A 14,483-nucleotide genomic window follows, 5' to 3' on the forward strand; every position below is an offset into this window, starting at 1 on the left:
TCGCGCGAAATCAGAAATCGGCCGTGCGAGCCCGGCGAGTCATCTCCGTCAGTTGCTGGTGAAGCCGAGCTGGAATCCGCCCAGCACGCGCACCAACAGGTTGTAGACGAGCGCACCGACAGCACCGAGCGCCGTACCCACAATGATGTTCAGGATCCCGACGACCACCGAGAATCCGAGAATCTGGGTGAAGCCCAGAATGTTCATCAGGCTGTTCTCTTCACCGACGATGTCCATGAAGAGCTCGTCGACCTTCTCGAGCACGCCGGTCTGCAGCAGCACGGTGTAGCTCAAGACGACCGCGACGATACCGACCACGGCGAAGCAGATCGATAGCAGGAAGGAGAACTTCACCGCAGACCAGAAGTCGAGGTAGACGAGCTTCAGCCGAACCTGCTTGGAAGGAGCCTTCTTCCGGGTCTTCCTCGCGAGCTTGTCGGCGACCGTGTTACTCATTCACTTCGTCCTTGTCTTCGGCGGCGGTCTCGGTACCCGATTCGGCCTCCTCGAGACCGCGCTCAGAATTTCGCGCGATGCCAATAATACGGTCTTGCTCTGGGAATCGTGCAAAGACGACGCCCATCGTATTGCGGCCCTTGGCAGGTACCTCATCGACGTTCGAGCGGACCACCTTGCCACTGGCGAGTACGACGAGCACTTCATCCGACTCTGCCACGATAAGACCGCCGACGAGATCGCCGCGCTGCTCGTCGAGCTTCGCGACCTTGATCCCGTAGCCACCACGCTGTTGCACCCGGTACTCATCGACTGAGGTGCGCTTCGCATAGCCACCCTCGGTGACCACGAAGACGTATCCACCCTCGCCGATACGGCGCGCGGTGAGTAGGGCATCGCCATCACGGAAGTTCATTCCTCGCACGCCGCTCGTCGAACGTCCCATCGGGCGGAGTGCCTGATCAGACGCAGTAAATCGCAGCGACATACCCTGGCGAGACACGAGCAGGATGTCGTCGTCGGCCTCAGCGACGAGCGCGGAGACGAGCTCGTCGCCCTCGCGAAGCTTGATGGCGATGATGCCGCCGGTACGGTTCGTGTCGTACTCGGCGAGGCTCGTCTTCTTGACGAGACCGTCCCGTGTGGCGAGCACCAGATACCCCGTGTTGCTGTAGTCGCGCACATCGAGGATCTGCGTGACCTGCTCATCGGGCGCCAGCGCCAGCAGATTCGCGAGATGTTGTCCCTTCGAATCGCGACCGCCCTCGGGCACTTCGTAGTTCTTCGCCCGGTAGACGCGACCGGTATTCGTGAAGAACAGCAACCAGTGGTGCGTCGTCGTGACGAAGAAGTGCTCGACGATGTCATCGGCACGCAGCTGCGCGCCACGAACACCCTTGCCCCCGCGGTGCTGGGAACGGTAGTTATCGATGCGGGTGCGCTTGATGTACCCGCCGCGCGTCACAGTGACGACCATTTCCTCTTCGGGAATCAGGTCTTCCATCGACATGTCGCCGTCGAACCCGTGCAGGATGTTGGTGCGGCGCTCGTCACCGTACTTATCGACGACCTCGGTGAGCTCCCTGATGATGATCGAGCGCTGCTCCTCCGGCGACGCGAGAATGCCCTGGTACTCCGCGATCTGCGCTTCGAGCTTGGCCGCCAGATCAAGGATCTTCTGCCGTTCGAGAGCGGCGAGTCGACGCAACTGCAGGCCGAGAATCGCGTCGGCCTGGATCTGATCGACGTCGAGCAGTTCCATGAGCCCCGTGCGGGCCTCGTCCACGGTGGGCGAACGGCGGATCAGTGCGATCACTTCGTCGAGCGCATCGAGCGCCTTGAGATAGCCGCGCTGAATGTGGGCTTCCGCCTCGGCCTTCCGCAGCCGGTACTCGGTGCGGCGAACGATGACCTCGACCTGGTGCTTCGCCCACAGGGTGATGAAACCGTCGAGCGGCAGCGTGCGCGGCACCCCATCGACGATGGCAAGCATGTTCGCGCCGAAGTTCTCCTGCAGCTGCGTGTGCTTGTAGAGATTGTTCAGTACGACCTTCGCAATGGCATCGCGCTTGAGCACGATGATGAGCCGCTGACCGGTTCGTCCGCTGGTCTCATCGCGGATATCGGCGATGCCCTGGACGCGCCCGTCCTTCACGAGGTCCGCGATCTTGATCGCGAGATTGTCGGGGTTCACCTGGTACGGCAGTTCAGTCACGACGAGGCAGGTACGACCCTGGAGCTCTTCGATGTTGACGACCGCGCGCATCGTGATGGATCCGCGACCCGTAGTGTACGCATCGCGGATGCCGCGGGTGCCCAGGATCTGTGCGCCGGTCGGGAAATCGGGGCCTTTGACGCGCTGCATGAGCGCTTCGAGGAGCTCTTCGCGATCAGCGTCGGGGTGCTCCAGGTGCCAGATCGCCGCTTCGGAGACCTCTCGCAAGTTGTGCGGGGGAATGTTGGTCGCCATACCGACGGCGATGCCGACGGAACCGTTGACGAGCAGGTTCGGGAACCTGCTCGTGAGCACGGTCGGCTCCTGCGTACGTCCGTCGTAGTTGTCTTGGAAGTCGACGGTCTCTTCGTCGATGTCGCGGACCATCTCGAGCGCGAGCGGTGCCATCTTCGTTTCGGTGTATCGCGGCGCAGCTGCCCCATCGTTACCGGGGGATCCGAAGTTGCCCTGACCGAGCGCGAGCGGATACCGCAGCGACCACGCCTGCACGAGTCGCACGAGCGCATCGTAGATCGCGGAGTCGCCGTGGGGGTGGTAATTGCCCATGACGTCGCCGACGACACGTGCGCACTTCGAGAACGCGCGATCCGGGCGGTACCCGCCGTCGAACATCGTGTAGATCACGCGCCGGTGCACAGGCTTCAACCCGTCTCGGACGTCGGGCAGGGCTCGCCCGACGATCACGCTCATGGCGTAGTCGAGGTAGGAGCGCTGCATCTCGAGCTGGAGATCGACGCTGTCGATGCGCCCCTGCGACGAATCGTTCGTCTGCTCGCTCGCGTCGAGCGCAGAGTCTGCGGTCTCGGGGGTGGTGTTCTCAGATGTCAAGGAAGCGCACGTCCTTCGCGTTCTGCTGGATGAAGCTGCGGCGGGCCTCGACATCTTCGCCCATGAGGGTGGCGAAGATCTCGTCGGCCGCTGCTGCGTCGTCCATGGTGACCTGCAGCAGGCTGCGGGTCTCGGGGTTCATCGTGGTCTCCCACAGCTCTTCGTAGTTCATCTCGCCCAGGCCCTTGTAGCGCTGGATCCCGTTGTCTTTCGGGATCTTCCGGCCACTGCCGAGGCCCTCCTCGAGCTTCGCATCGCGCTCGTCATCGCTGAACACATACTCGTGCTCTGCGTTCGACCACTTCAGACGGTAGAGCGGCGGTTGCGCGAGATACACGTAGCCCAGGTCGATCAATGGGCGCATGTACCGGAAGAGCAGGGTGAGCAGCAGTGTCGTGATGTGCTGTCCATCGACATCAGCATCCGCCATCAGCACGATCTTGTGGTAGCGGGCCTTCTCGGACTCGAACTCTTCGCCGATGCCCGCACCGAATGCCGTGATCATGGCCTGCACTTCGGCATTGCCCAGCGCGCGGTCGAGTCTCGCCTTCTCGACATTCAGGATCTTGCCGCGCAGCGGCAAGATCGCCTGCGTCTCAGGGTTGCGGCCTTGGACGGCCGAGCCACCTGCCGAGTCTCCCTCGACGATGAAGATCTCGGATGCGGACGGGTCCTTGGAAGAGCAGTCCTTGAGCTTTCCGGGCATGCCGCCGGATTCCAGGAGGCCCTTACGGCGTGCGGTCTCGCGCGCCTTCCGAGCCGCGAGACGGGCAGTGGCGGCCTGGATGGCCTTGCGGATGACGTCTTTCGCCGCGCTCGGGTTGCGATCGAACCAGTCGGTGAGCTGCTCCCCCACGACCTTTTGCACAAAGGCCTTTGCCTCGGTGTTCCCGAGCTTCGTCTTGGTCTGTCCCTCGAACTGGGGTTCACCCAACTTCACAGAGATGACCGCGGTCAATCCTTCACGGACGTCATCTCCGGAGAGATTGTCATCCTTGTCCCTGAGCAGATTCTTCTCGCGAGCGTATCGATTCACGAGGCTCGTGAGCGCCGCTCGGAATCCTTCCTCGTGAGTACCGCCCTCATGGGTATTGATCGTGTTCGCGAACGTGTGGACGCTCTCCGAGTAGGAAGTCGTCCACTGCATGGCGATCTCGGCGGCGATCTTCCGTTCAGTATCTTCCGACTCGAATGAAATGATCTCATCGTGCACGAGGTCGGCGCGCTTCGCCGTGTTCAGGTGCTTGACGTAGTCTTCGATGCCGCGTTCGTAGTGGAACTCGTCGTGCGGAGCCGGGGGCTCGACGAGCTCGCCTTCTTCATTCAACTCCGACTCCTGCGGGCGCTCGTCGGTGAGCACGATGCGCAGCCCTTTGTTCAAGAACGCCATCTGCTGGAAACGCGTGCGCAGAGTCTGATAGTCGAACTCGACGGTCTCGAAGATCTCCGCACTCGGCAGGAAAGTGATCGTTGTGCCAGTCTCCGAAGTGGGCTCACCCTGCGCGAGCGGGGCGTCCGGAACGCTGTCGGTGAAGGACATGTTCCACGTGAAACCTTGACGCTTGACCTCGACGTCGAAGCGGGTCGAGAGCGCGTTCACGACGGAGGATCCCACTCCATGCAGACCGCCGGAGACCGCGTAGCCGCCGCCGCCGAACTTTCCGCCGGCGTGCAGGACCGTCAGGACGACCTCGACGCTGGACTTGCTCGGATCACTGGAGTGCGGATCGACGGGAATACCGCGCCCGTTGTCGACTACGCGTACGGATCCATCGGCGAGAATACGAACGTCGATTCGATCGCAGTAGCCGGCCAGTGCCTCGTCGACCGAGTTATCGACGATCTCATATACAAGATGGTGGAGTCCACGAGGCCCGGTCGATCCGATATACATGCCGGGACGTTTGCGAACCGCTTCAAGTCCCTCGAGCACCTGGATATCGCCGGCGCCGTACTCATCCGCAGTCGCGGCCTGTTCTGAACTCATGCCTTGATTAATCTCTCTCTGGGCGTCGTAGAGCGCATTTGGACCCCCGGGTAGTATCCGCCCTTCAGCTTACCAATTCTGAGCCGGGAAATGCCCGTTTCCGGGCGTGTGAAGGGCATTTCCTGTCCAAGATCGCCCCCGTGTCACGACACAATCGGATCCGAGGGTCACAGCGCCGACCGAGAAAGCGCCGAGATCATCCATAGGTATCCCGAGGCCCACGTCCGCGAACACTGCGCGGACCATGACGCCAGCTCGGGGCACCGGGTGCGAGGAAGCGAAGCTCGGAAATACCCGCATCAGGGTATTTCTCAAGGATCCGGGTGAGGATCTGTGCTCGAAGCCTGCGCAACTCCGTCGCCCAGGCTGTCGAATCGCACTGCACCTGGAGAACACCGCGCTGCATGCCCAGCACTTCTGTGTGCTCCGCGGTCGGTTGCCCGATGAAGCTCTCCCAGTCTGCGAGCAACCGAGCGAGGTCCAGCTCCGGAGTCCATCCCATGTCATTCGCGGTCGCGTTCAGCACAGCGCCGAGCGGTCTGGGATCCCGCCCTTTTCCGAAGGCCATCCCCTCTCCCGTGTTCTGGCTTCGAGTTCGTCGGCGCGACACCGGAATGCCCTTCCACACGGATTTGGCATGGAGATAGGCGGCGCTTGCGAAGCCTGGATCCTTCGGCTGCGCACTCATTGTTCTGCACCCTCATCTGGGACTTCTTCCTCATGGGAAGGATCCGATGGCATCTGACGGGGTGCGCGTTCATCGCGCCCTTCGCTCACATCGGAGACCTCACTCGAATCAGGCACGCTCCTGTCGTGTTCTCCTGCCTCGTCACCATCACGAACTGACGTTTCCGTCGCCGGGACGATTTCGCCGGCACGAATGACCGTACGACTCCAGTCGACGGTATCTGGCACATCCCCCTCGACCGCGGCGGTCACAATGACTTGCTCGAAGTCGCTCAACGCATGCATCAAGCGCGCACGCCGCCCCGCATCAAGCTCGGCGAAGACATCATCCAAGATGATCACTGGATCACCCGCGAGCGACTCATCGCGCAAGATCGATGCGAGTGACAGTCTGAGTGCCAGAGCGTAAGACCACGATTCTCCGTGACTTGCATAACCCTTTACGGGAAGCCCGTTAAGCTCCATGCCGAGATCGTCACGATGCGGCCCGATCAACGTGACCGCCCGTTCCAGCTCTTGCTGGCGCACACCCCAGAGCGCTTGGCGGTAGAAGTCGGCGAGTGTTTCACGTGAAACGTCAGGACTCCGCAGTTGCTCAAGCGTTTCACGTGGAACATTTCCGCGCTCCAGCGCAGTGAGCAGCGTCTCGTTCACGCTCATCGCCGGCGAGTGATCCTCCCCCACTAGGCGACCGTATGCTTCGCGGACTGGTTGAGCCATATCGATGATGAGCTGTCTGCGCGCCTCCATGATGCGAGTGCCATACTCGATCAGCTGCTCATCCCACACCGACAGCGTCGCTTCCACGCCACTCCCAGCGCCGTTCGCGCGCGCCGACTTCAAAAGCGACGTGCGCTGACGCACGACGCGTTCGTAGTCGGAGAGCACCCCCGCAGCAGCCGGTGAACGCGCGACCAAGGCGTCATCGAGAAACCGACGCCGCACGGATGGTTCTCCACGAACGATCGTGAGGTCCTCCGGAGCAAACGTGACCGACGAGAACCACCTCATCAGCTCCCGAGATCGCGCAGTGTTGCCGTTGATCTGCGCACGATTCTGGCCAGATCGATTGATCTGGAGCTCCAGCCTGACCGTTCGTTCCTCAGCACGAACGCCCAGCCTTGCAATGGCCGCCGACGCACCCGCGCGAATCAACGCGGAGTCTCCGGACACACGATGAGACCGAAGCGAAGAGAAGTAGGCGATCGCTTCAACCAGGTTCGTCTTGCCCTGCCCATTGCGCCCGACGATCAGGTTAGCGCCGGGCTCCAAAGGAAGCTCGACGGTGCGGTAGTTGCGGAAGTCGAGCAGCGAGAGATGCGTCACCCGCACCCGATACTCCTATCGAAGCAGCAGGTTCGGCTGAAGCAGGTAGCGGAAGCTCTCCTCGTTCGCCTCGTCCTTGCTGCGCTGACTCGTGATGAGCACGGGACCGGGCTTGCCTGGGTTGTCGGTACGCGTGAACCCGATACGCGCGAACTCCGAATGGGTCGACCGCAGCCCATCCAGCAGAAACTGCGGCTTCAGAGAGACGACCATCTCATCTCCCACGAGGTGCGCGTCGACTGTTTCCACTGCCTGAGCAGATTCGGTGCCGGCGGCCTCGAGCGTGACACGGCCTTCTGAGAAGGAGAAGCGAAGCGCGGCTTCTCGCTCGAGCACCAGGCCAACACGACCAACAGCCTCAATGAGATCAGAGGTGTTCACCACTGCGTAGTTCTCGACGACGTCCGGGAACAGCCGGCCAACCGGTGGATAGTTTCCCTTGATCAGCAGGGAGGTCACCGTCTTGTTGCCGCCCGAGAAGGCTACGAGCTCGCGCTCGCCATCCTTCACGATCGCAACCCGCACCTGACCGCTGGAACCGAAGGTCTTGCCGACCTCGGTCACGATCTTCGAGGGGACAAGGGCACTGAGGTGATCCTCGCCGGTCTGGTTCTCCCAATCGATGCCCCGCGTTGCGACACGATACCGGTCGGTAGCCGTCAGGGTGAGCGAGTTCTCAGTGATCTCGAACTGCACGCCGGTGATGACCGGGGTGACATCATCCTTCGATGCCGCGAGCGAGACCTGGGCGACGGCCTCAGAAAAGACCTCAGCGGGTACCGAGCCCGAAACCTCGTCGATGCGCGGAACCTGCGGGTACTCCTCCACCGGCATGGCCGGCAGGCTGAACGATGCCGACCCGCACCGCACCTGAACCCGGTTCTCGACGAGGGAGATCTCGACATCCGCGTGCGCAAGACGCTGCGCAATCTCACCGAGCAAGCGACCGGAAACCAGCGAACGACCGGCCTCGTTGACATCAGCGGTGATGGCGGTGCGAGCCGAAACTTCGTAGTCGAACGAGGAGAGGATGAGCTCGCCTTCGTGTGCCTCGAGCAAGACTCCGCTGAGCAGTGGCTGAGTGGGACGCTGCGGGAGGAGCTTCGCCACGAACGATACGGCCTCGCTAAACACGTCGCGGTTGACGGTAAAACGCATCTGGTCCCTCAATTCGATACAGGCCGGTGCTGACAATGACGCAGCTCCGTCGCGCAGGTTCGGCCCCACAATCTTTGCATACTCTGGCTCATCGCAGAGGGTGTCATTCTGAATCGGAGGGTGGAAGGCCCGTTCATCCACAGCGTGATGGAATCGCCGAAGAGTGTATGAGAAGTGTTAACAGTGTTAACGGCTGTGGAGACTGTGGATAACTCGACCTCGGCCAGACTCCGCATGGGAACTACAACATTGTGAGTTGTCGAACGGGTGGGTATCGGGACGAAACCGCATGAACATGCGAGCCCCGAGGTGATCTGGCTTCTACACAGCCTGAGTGGAACCGTCCACAAATCGAACGAAGTTGTCCCCAGTTATCCACAGACATGTGGAGAAGTGTGGAGAAAACGCGATCCTCTGAGGTGAACAAAGGCGACGCGCCGTTAGCGCGAACCCTGCTTGATTCGGGTCGTCAGTTCCGTGACCTGGTTGTAGATCGAGCGTCGTTCAGCGATGAGCTGGGCGATCTTCTTATGCGCGTACATCACCGTTGTGTGATCGCGACCTCCGAAGAGCTGTCCGATCTTCGGCAGCGACATCGGGGTGAGTTCACGGCAGAGGTACATGGCGATCTGTCGGGCTGTGGCGATCTGTTGTGCACGAGAGGGGCCGTAGAGGTCATCGACTGCAAGGTCGAAGTGCTCAGCCGTCCGATTGATGATGTCCGACGGCTGCACCTCGTTGTCCTCGTCAAGGGAAATGAGATCCTTCAACACGGTCTGTACGAGATTCATGTCGATCCGCTGCTGATTCAGGCTCGCAAAAGCTGTGACGCGAATCAGTGTTCCCTCGAGTTCACGGATATTCGAGGTGAACTTCGATGCGATGAATTCGAGGATGCTGTCGTCAATCTCGAGGTCTTCCCGCTGCGCCTTCTTGCGCAGAATTGCGATGCGAGTCTCGAGATCGGGGACCTGGATATCGGTGAGGAGGCCCCATTCGAAGCGCGAGAGCATTCGTTCCTCGAAGCCGCGCAGCTGCTTGGGCTGAACATCACTGGTGATGACGACCTGTTTGTTCTGGTTATGCAGGGTATTGAAGGTATGGAAGAACGCCTCCTGGGTTTCCGCCTTGCCTTCGAGGAACTGGATGTCGTCGATGAGGAGCAGATCGACGCCGCGATAGCGCGAGTGAAACGCTGCACCCTGATTATTCGCGATCGAGTTGATGAAGTCGTTCGTGAAATCCTCGGAGCTGACATATCGCACACGGCTCGCAGGGAAGAGCTCTCGCGTGTAGTGGCCGATCGCATGCAGCAGGTGAGTCTTGCCCAAACCGGAATCGCCGTAGATGAAGAGCGGGTTGTACGCCCTGGCGGGCGCCTCGGCGACGGCGTACGCAGCCGCGTGTGCAAGTCGGTTGGATTGCCCGATGACGAAACTGTCGAAACGGTACTTCTCATTGAGTCGATTCTCGTGATCATCTGCGACGCCGTTCGTGGAAAACGGCGTTCCCAGAAAGCGCTGCACCGGCTCCGTTGCCGGCGTGGGAACTGCTGTCGCCGGCGGGAACGATGACGGCGCCGCCTCGGGTGAGGCCACTTCTGTCGGCTCAGGATCAATAGCCGGCTGCGCATCGACATCGACGAGCACAATGAAGTTCTCGATATCTACGGCTTCGGGGATTCCCGAGATCGCCGACATGATGGCCGAGCGCAGTCGATTCTCGAGTAGCTTCAGAGTGAACTCATGCTGCACCGCGAGATACAGGGTTCCTGCACCGACGCCGCGGGGCACTGCGAGTGCCAGCTGAGCTCCCACGGCGGGACCGACAGCGGGGTCGCCCATGACCGAGTGCGTCACCTGTGCCCAGATCTTCTGGACTTCTTCCTCTGTCACGTGGTCCACCCGCGTCGCGTCGATGTTCGGTCTGTAGCGATGTTATCCCCAGGAGCCGTCCACAGGTCGGAAAGCCCGAAAAATCAAGGAATAACTGATGAAACCTGCGAGGTGAAGAACATCGGCCCCCACGCTAGCTACAGAATTCTCCACAGGCAAGTCCGAACCAGACCCGACCCGCGCGATGGACGGCTGCAGCGCCGTTGCAGATCCTCCGCAGTACTGCCTTTGACGCGCGGGGCCTTTGCGCGTAAGGTTGTTATCTTGTATGGGCGTCAGCCGCGTGCTGGCGTGCCCGAATTCGACTTCCCTGTCACCGCGAGTGCCAGGGAGCTTTTCCCATAAGTCACGGAGACAGTCATGAGCAAGCGTACTTTCCAGCCCAACAACCGCCGTCGCGCCAAGGTGCACGGCTTCCGCGCCCGCATGCGCACTCGTGCCGGTCGTGCCATCGTGGCCGCTCGCCGAGGTAAGGGCCGCTCGAAGCTCACCGCCTAAGTCTTCTGGCCCCGCGTGCCTGCCAAGCAGCATCGAGTCACGAGGGGTGACGACTATCGCCGAATTGTGCGGCGGGGACACCGTGTGGGAGGTGCGTACTGCATCACCCACGCGGTGTTCCGTCTTTCAGGGGAACCAGCACGCGTGGGCTTCATCGTCTCGAAGGCGGTTGGCAACGCCGTTACGAGGAATCTCGTGCGTCGACGCCTGAAAACGATCACCGAACGTCACATCGCAGCTGGACTCGAGGGCATCGACATCGTGTTCCGCGCGCTCCCCGCGATCGCATCGGCGTCGTTCCCGCAACTCGAGTCCGAGGTGGATCGATCCTTAGCGAGAATTGCTCGCCAGCACCGGAGCGAAGGCTCTTCATGACCCGTCTGCTGCTTGATCTTTGGTTGCTGCCGCGCAACGTCGCGATCGCGGTCATGCAGATCTATCGGCGCCTGATCTCACCCCTCTACGGCGAGGTGTGCAGGTACTACCCATCCTGCTCCAGGTATTCTCTGGAGTCGTATCAGCAACGCGGTTTCCTGTTCGGTCTGGTTCTCACCATCTGGCGGCTTCTCCGTTGCAATCCGTGGAGTCGCGGCGGCATCGATGACGTGCCGGCACCGCGATCTCCCCGCTTTCAGACCAACTCCCGCGGCTTCGTCCGCCCCATCGACCGGAAGGCCTGATGATGGAATTCATCGAAACGATACTCTGGCCCCTGCGCTGGCTTGTCGAGCTCATCCTGTGGGCCTGGCACTGGCTTTTCACCTCTCTCGGGATGGATGCCGACAGTGGAGTGACCTGGGTGCTCTCCATCCTCGGTCTGGTGATCGTCGTGCGCTCGGCGTTGATCCCGGTCACGGTGAAGCAGATCAAGTCTCAGCGCCGCATGATGGACCTTGCGCCCGAGATGAAGAAGATCCAGGCGAAGTACAAGGGCAAGAACGACCAGTTCTCGCGTGAGGCGATGAGTCGCGAGACGATGGCGCTCTACAAGAAGCACGGGACCAATCCGTTCGCCTCGTGCCTGCCGATCCTGATCCAGATGCCGATCTTCTTCTCGCTCTTCTACGTGCTGCGGAACGCTTCGGGTGCCATGGGTAGCGGTGGCTCAGGCCGGGGACAGGCCGGCATCGGCATGATGGATCAGTACCTCACCGATAGCTTCAACGCGGCATCAATCTTCGGGGCGCCCCTGAAGATGACCTTCACCCAGGGATGGGAATCGAACAACTGGATCGTCGTCACCTTGCTCGGTGCGATCGTCGTGCTCATGATCAGCTCGCAGTTCTTCACTCAGCTGCAGATCATGTCGAAGAACGTCTCCGACGAGACCAAGGCCTCACCGATGTACCGGCAGCAGAAGATCATGCTGTACATCATTCCGTTCGCCTTCCTCTTCTCGGGTGTGGCGTTCCCCCTCGCCCTCAACATCTACTGGTTCAGCTCGAACCTCTGGACCATGGGCCAGCAGTACATCGTCATTCAGAGCATGCCGACTCCGGGCAGCGATGCCTGGCGGGCTCGTCAGGCGCGTCTGCGGGCCAAGGGTAAGCTGACCGACGAGGAAGTCGCGGCTGAAGAGCGCGCGAAGACCAAGCAGGGACAGCGCTCGCAGCCAGTCAGCGCGAAGCGGGCCAAGAAGAAGAAGAAGTGAGATCGTGAGCACCGAAGCAGCAGCGAACGCACCCACCGGGGACTCCCCCAGCCTGGAAGAGCTTGAGCGAGAGGGAGACCTCGCCGCCGATTACATCGAGGGCCTGCTCGATATCGCCGACCTTGACGGCGATATCGACATCGATGTGGCCAAGGGACGCGCTTACGTGTCCGTCAATGGCGGGGGTGAGGATCTCGATCGTTTGGCCGCACCGGCAACGGTGCAGGCCGTGCAAGATCTCACACGCCTCGCCGTGCAAGCGAAGACGGCTTCCTTCTCGCGTCTGATCGTCGATATCGGGGGATCACGTGACGCACGTGCCGTCGAGCTGAGCGGGATGGTCGATGCGGCGATTGCACAGATCGCCGCCGGGCGACTCGAGGTGGTGCTGGAACCGATGTCGTCGTACGAGCGGAAGCTGGTGCACGATGAGGTTGCGGAGCGCGGGTATCATTCGGAGTCTCGCGGCGAGGGTCGCGACCGTCGCCTGGTGATCAGCGAGGGCTGATGCACGATCCACGCCGCCCACACACGGTGTTTCACGTGAAACGACGAGTTCGAGCGCAGGCGTAACTATGCGTCCTGGAGCGAGGACAGTCTCGGGCGTCATCAACACACGCGTCGGCGAGCAGGAGGAATGAGCATGAGCGACGAACGCGTCGAGGTGGAGCCGGCCTCCGCGCCGGAGATCGCCGGAGATCGCATCGAGGTGCTCCGTGAGTTCACCCGCGATCTCGCTGAGCGCGGCGAGGAGCTCGGGCTGATCGGCCCACTCGAGGCACCCCGCATCTGGACGCGGCACGTACTGAATTCCGCCGTGCTGGCTCCCCTGATCTCCGCCGATGCACGCGTTGCCGATATCGGGACGGGCGGGGGTATGCCGGGTCTCGTTCTCGCGATCGTCCGCCCCGACGCACGCTTCGAGCTCATCGAACCCATGGAACGACGCTGTGCGTGGTTGAACGAGCAGATCGAACGGCTGGGGCTTGAGAACGTGATCGTGAAGCGCGGCCGAGCTGAGGAGTACCACGGAGCTTTCGAGGTCGATCAGATCACCGCGCGCGCGGTCACTGCGCTGCGCAAGCTCATCCCGCTGACCGCGCCGCTGGTGCGGGACGGCGGGGACATGCTGTTCCTGAAGGGAGCGGCGGTTGAGAACGAGATCACCGCAGCGGAGAAGGTATTGCGCAAGCATCGTGTGACCGGTGTCACGGTTGACGAACTCGGCGCGGGACAGCTCGCAGAGACGACCCGGGTGTTCAGAGCGCGGGTCCGCGCCTAAGCCGTAGAGTAGAACGGTGCGCGATCCTGCCGCGCGACTTTTCACCCAGTCAACAAGCCGAGGAGCCCATGACCAACGCCGCGAGAACCCTGGTGGGCGACCACCTGGCTGACAAGGTGCGTCGTCGTCGGGTGCTGGAGCAGACGACGTCGAGTCTGCCGGTTGAGACCCGAGTGTTCACCGTCTCGAACCAGAAGGGCGGCGTCGGGAAGACCACGACGACGGTCAATCTGGCCGCGGCCCTCGCGCGGCGCGGCGCGAATGTGCTCGTCATCGACCTCGACCCCCAGGGCAACGCATCGACCGCGCTCGGCGTCGCGCATCGCCCGGAGGTCACCAGCATCTACGACGTGCTGCTCGGCAATGCCTCGATCGAAGACGCACTCCAGCCCACGACCGATCACGACAGCCTGTTCTGCGTCCCGTCGACGATTCACCTGGCCGGGGCTGAGATCGAACTGGTCTCGCTCGTCGCGCGTGAACAGCGTCTGCGCACTGCGCTCGAACGCTTCCTCGCAGAGTCCGATCGTACGTTCCACTACGTCTTCATCGACTGTCCGCCATCGCTCGGCCTGCTCACGGTGAACGCGTTCGTCGCAGCGCGCGAAGTGCTCATCCCGATCCAGTGCGAATACTACGCACTCGAGGGACTCAGCCAGTTGCTCGGCAATATCGAGCTGATTCAGACGCACCTGAACCCTGATCTGGTCGTGTCGACGATCCTGCTCACCATGTACGACGGTCGCACGAATCTTGCCAACGAAGTCGCCGAAGAAGTGCGAGCCCACTTCCCCACCCAGGTGCTGCAGGCCGTGATTCCTCGCTCCGTACGAGTTTCCGAAGCACCGAGTTATGGGCAGACGGTGCACGCGTATGATTCGGGATCGATCGGCGCGCTCGCGTATCTGGAAGCCGCGGCCGAACTCGCGGAGCGCGACCCACAAGTTGAAGACGCACCCGCCCCGAGTGAAGGAGACTAG

The 14,483-nt window shown here is 61.7% G+C and carries 14 protein-coding genes; 7 read left to right on the forward strand and 7 right to left on the reverse strand.

Annotated features, from left to right (window positions below; genetic code table 11):
• Nucleotides 1-48: 48 nt before the first annotated feature.
• The 7 genes from ACUYV6_RS00845 to dnaA all read right to left on the reverse strand — a co-directional run bounded on the left by ACUYV6_RS00845 (nucleotide 49) and on the right by dnaA (nucleotide 10,021).
• The gene (locus tag ACUYV6_RS00845) at nucleotides 49-456 is read right to left on the reverse strand and encodes a DUF3566 domain-containing protein (protein WP_449276754.1); all 408 of its coding nucleotides are present in this window, start codon (nucleotides 454-456) and stop codon (nucleotides 49-51) included.
• Nucleotides 449-3,019 carry a DNA gyrase subunit A gene (gyrA, locus tag ACUYV6_RS00850; RefSeq protein ID WP_449276755.1) on the reverse strand — a complete coding sequence of 857 codons (2,571 nt, stop codon included), beginning with the start codon at nucleotides 3,017-3,019 and terminating at the stop codon, nucleotides 449-451. The genes ACUYV6_RS00845 and gyrA overlap by 8 nt, the downstream gene beginning before the upstream one ends.
• Complete coding sequence (gene gyrB, locus ACUYV6_RS00855) at nucleotides 3,009-5,006, reverse strand: DNA topoisomerase (ATP-hydrolyzing) subunit B (protein WP_449276756.1); 1,998 nt, start codon at nucleotides 5,004-5,006, stop codon at nucleotides 3,009-3,011. Before gyrB ends, gyrA begins: the two co-directional genes overlap by 11 nt.
• A 196-nt stretch (nucleotides 5,007-5,202) precedes the next feature.
• A complete protein-coding gene (locus ACUYV6_RS00860) occupies nucleotides 5,203-5,694 on the reverse strand; it encodes a DUF721 domain-containing protein (protein ID WP_449276757.1) in 492 nt (163 codons plus the stop codon).
• A complete protein-coding gene (gene recF, locus ACUYV6_RS00865; RefSeq protein WP_449276758.1) occupies nucleotides 5,691-7,025 on the reverse strand; it encodes a DNA replication/repair protein RecF in 1,335 nt (444 codons plus the stop codon). Before recF ends, ACUYV6_RS00860 begins: the two co-directional genes overlap by 4 nt.
• A gap of 9 nt (nucleotides 7,026-7,034) precedes the next feature.
• Nucleotides 7,035-8,177, reverse strand: coding sequence for a DNA polymerase III subunit beta (gene dnaN, locus ACUYV6_RS00870; protein WP_449276759.1), 1,143 nt, complete (start codon nucleotides 8,175-8,177; stop codon nucleotides 7,035-7,037).
• Between the two features lie 440 nt (nucleotides 8,178-8,617).
• The gene (gene dnaA, locus ACUYV6_RS00875) at nucleotides 8,618-10,021 is read right to left on the reverse strand and encodes a chromosomal replication initiator protein DnaA (protein WP_449277136.1); all 1,404 of its coding nucleotides are present in this window, start codon (nucleotides 10,019-10,021) and stop codon (nucleotides 8,618-8,620) included.
• 411 nt (nucleotides 10,022-10,432) lie between these two features.
• Between dnaA and rpmH the strand changes: the two genes are divergently transcribed.
• The 7 genes from rpmH (at nucleotide 10,433) to ACUYV6_RS00910 (ending at nucleotide 14,483) form a co-directional block, all read left to right on the forward strand.
• Nucleotides 10,433-10,570 (forward strand): 50S ribosomal protein L34, encoded by a 138-nt coding sequence (gene rpmH / locus ACUYV6_RS00880; RefSeq protein ID WP_010155609.1) that lies wholly within the window; start codon nucleotides 10,433-10,435, stop codon nucleotides 10,568-10,570.
• Between the two features lie 15 nt (nucleotides 10,571-10,585).
• On the forward strand, nucleotides 10,586-10,945 hold the full coding sequence (gene rnpA / locus ACUYV6_RS00885; protein ID WP_449276760.1) for a ribonuclease P protein component: 360 nt from the start codon (nucleotides 10,586-10,588) through the stop codon (nucleotides 10,943-10,945).
• Nucleotides 10,942-11,250 (forward strand): membrane protein insertion efficiency factor YidD, encoded by a 309-nt coding sequence (yidD, locus tag ACUYV6_RS00890; RefSeq protein WP_449276761.1) that lies wholly within the window; start codon nucleotides 10,942-10,944, stop codon nucleotides 11,248-11,250. The genes rnpA and yidD overlap by 4 nt, the downstream gene beginning before the upstream one ends.
• A gap of 2 nt (nucleotides 11,251-11,252) precedes the next feature.
• On the forward strand, nucleotides 11,253-12,221 hold the full coding sequence (yidC, locus tag ACUYV6_RS00895) for a membrane protein insertase YidC (protein WP_449276762.1): 969 nt from the start codon (nucleotides 11,253-11,255) through the stop codon (nucleotides 12,219-12,221).
• Between the two features lie 4 nt (nucleotides 12,222-12,225).
• On the forward strand, nucleotides 12,226-12,729 hold the full coding sequence (locus ACUYV6_RS00900) for a Jag family protein (RefSeq protein ID WP_449276763.1): 504 nt from the start codon (nucleotides 12,226-12,228) through the stop codon (nucleotides 12,727-12,729).
• A 135-nt stretch (nucleotides 12,730-12,864) separates the two neighbouring features.
• Nucleotides 12,865-13,503, forward strand: a complete 639-nt coding sequence (gene rsmG / locus ACUYV6_RS00905) for a 16S rRNA (guanine(527)-N(7))-methyltransferase RsmG (protein WP_449276764.1) — start codon at nucleotides 12,865-12,867, stop codon at nucleotides 13,501-13,503.
• A 68-nt stretch (nucleotides 13,504-13,571) separates the two neighbouring features.
• A complete protein-coding gene (locus tag ACUYV6_RS00910) occupies nucleotides 13,572-14,483 on the forward strand; it encodes a ParA family protein (RefSeq protein ID WP_449276765.1) in 912 nt (303 codons plus the stop codon).

Source organism: Leucobacter sp. GX24907 (genome assembly GCF_053567335.1).

Coding starts and splice junctions, on each gene's coding strand:
- ACUYV6_RS00845 (WP_449276754.1), bottom strand. CDS start 456: ATGAGTAACACGGTCGCCGACAAGCTCGCGAGGAAGACCCGGAAGAAG.
- gyrB (WP_449276756.1), bottom strand. CDS start 5,006: ATGAGTTCAGAACAGGCCGCGACTGCGGATGAGTACGGCGCCGGCGAT.
- ACUYV6_RS00860 (WP_449276757.1), bottom strand. CDS start 5,694: ATGAGTGCGCAGCCGAAGGATCCAGGCTTCGCAAGCGCCGCCTATCTC.
- dnaN (WP_449276759.1), bottom strand. CDS start 8,177: ATGCGTTTTACCGTCAACCGCGACGTGTTTAGCGAGGCCGTATCGTTC.
- dnaA (WP_449277136.1), bottom strand. CDS start 10,021: ATGGGCGACCCCGCTGTCGGTCCCGCCGTGGGAGCTCAGCTGGCACTC.
- rpmH (WP_010155609.1), top strand. CDS start 10,433: ATGAGCAAGCGTACTTTCCAGCCCAACAACCGCCGTCGCGCCAAGGTG.
- yidD (WP_449276761.1), top strand. CDS start 10,942: ATGACCCGTCTGCTGCTTGATCTTTGGTTGCTGCCGCGCAACGTCGCG.
- yidC (WP_449276762.1), top strand. CDS start 11,253: ATGGAATTCATCGAAACGATACTCTGGCCCCTGCGCTGGCTTGTCGAG.
- rsmG (WP_449276764.1), top strand. CDS start 12,865: ATGAGCGACGAACGCGTCGAGGTGGAGCCGGCCTCCGCGCCGGAGATC.
- ACUYV6_RS00910 (WP_449276765.1), top strand. CDS start 13,572: ATGACCAACGCCGCGAGAACCCTGGTGGGCGACCACCTGGCTGACAAG.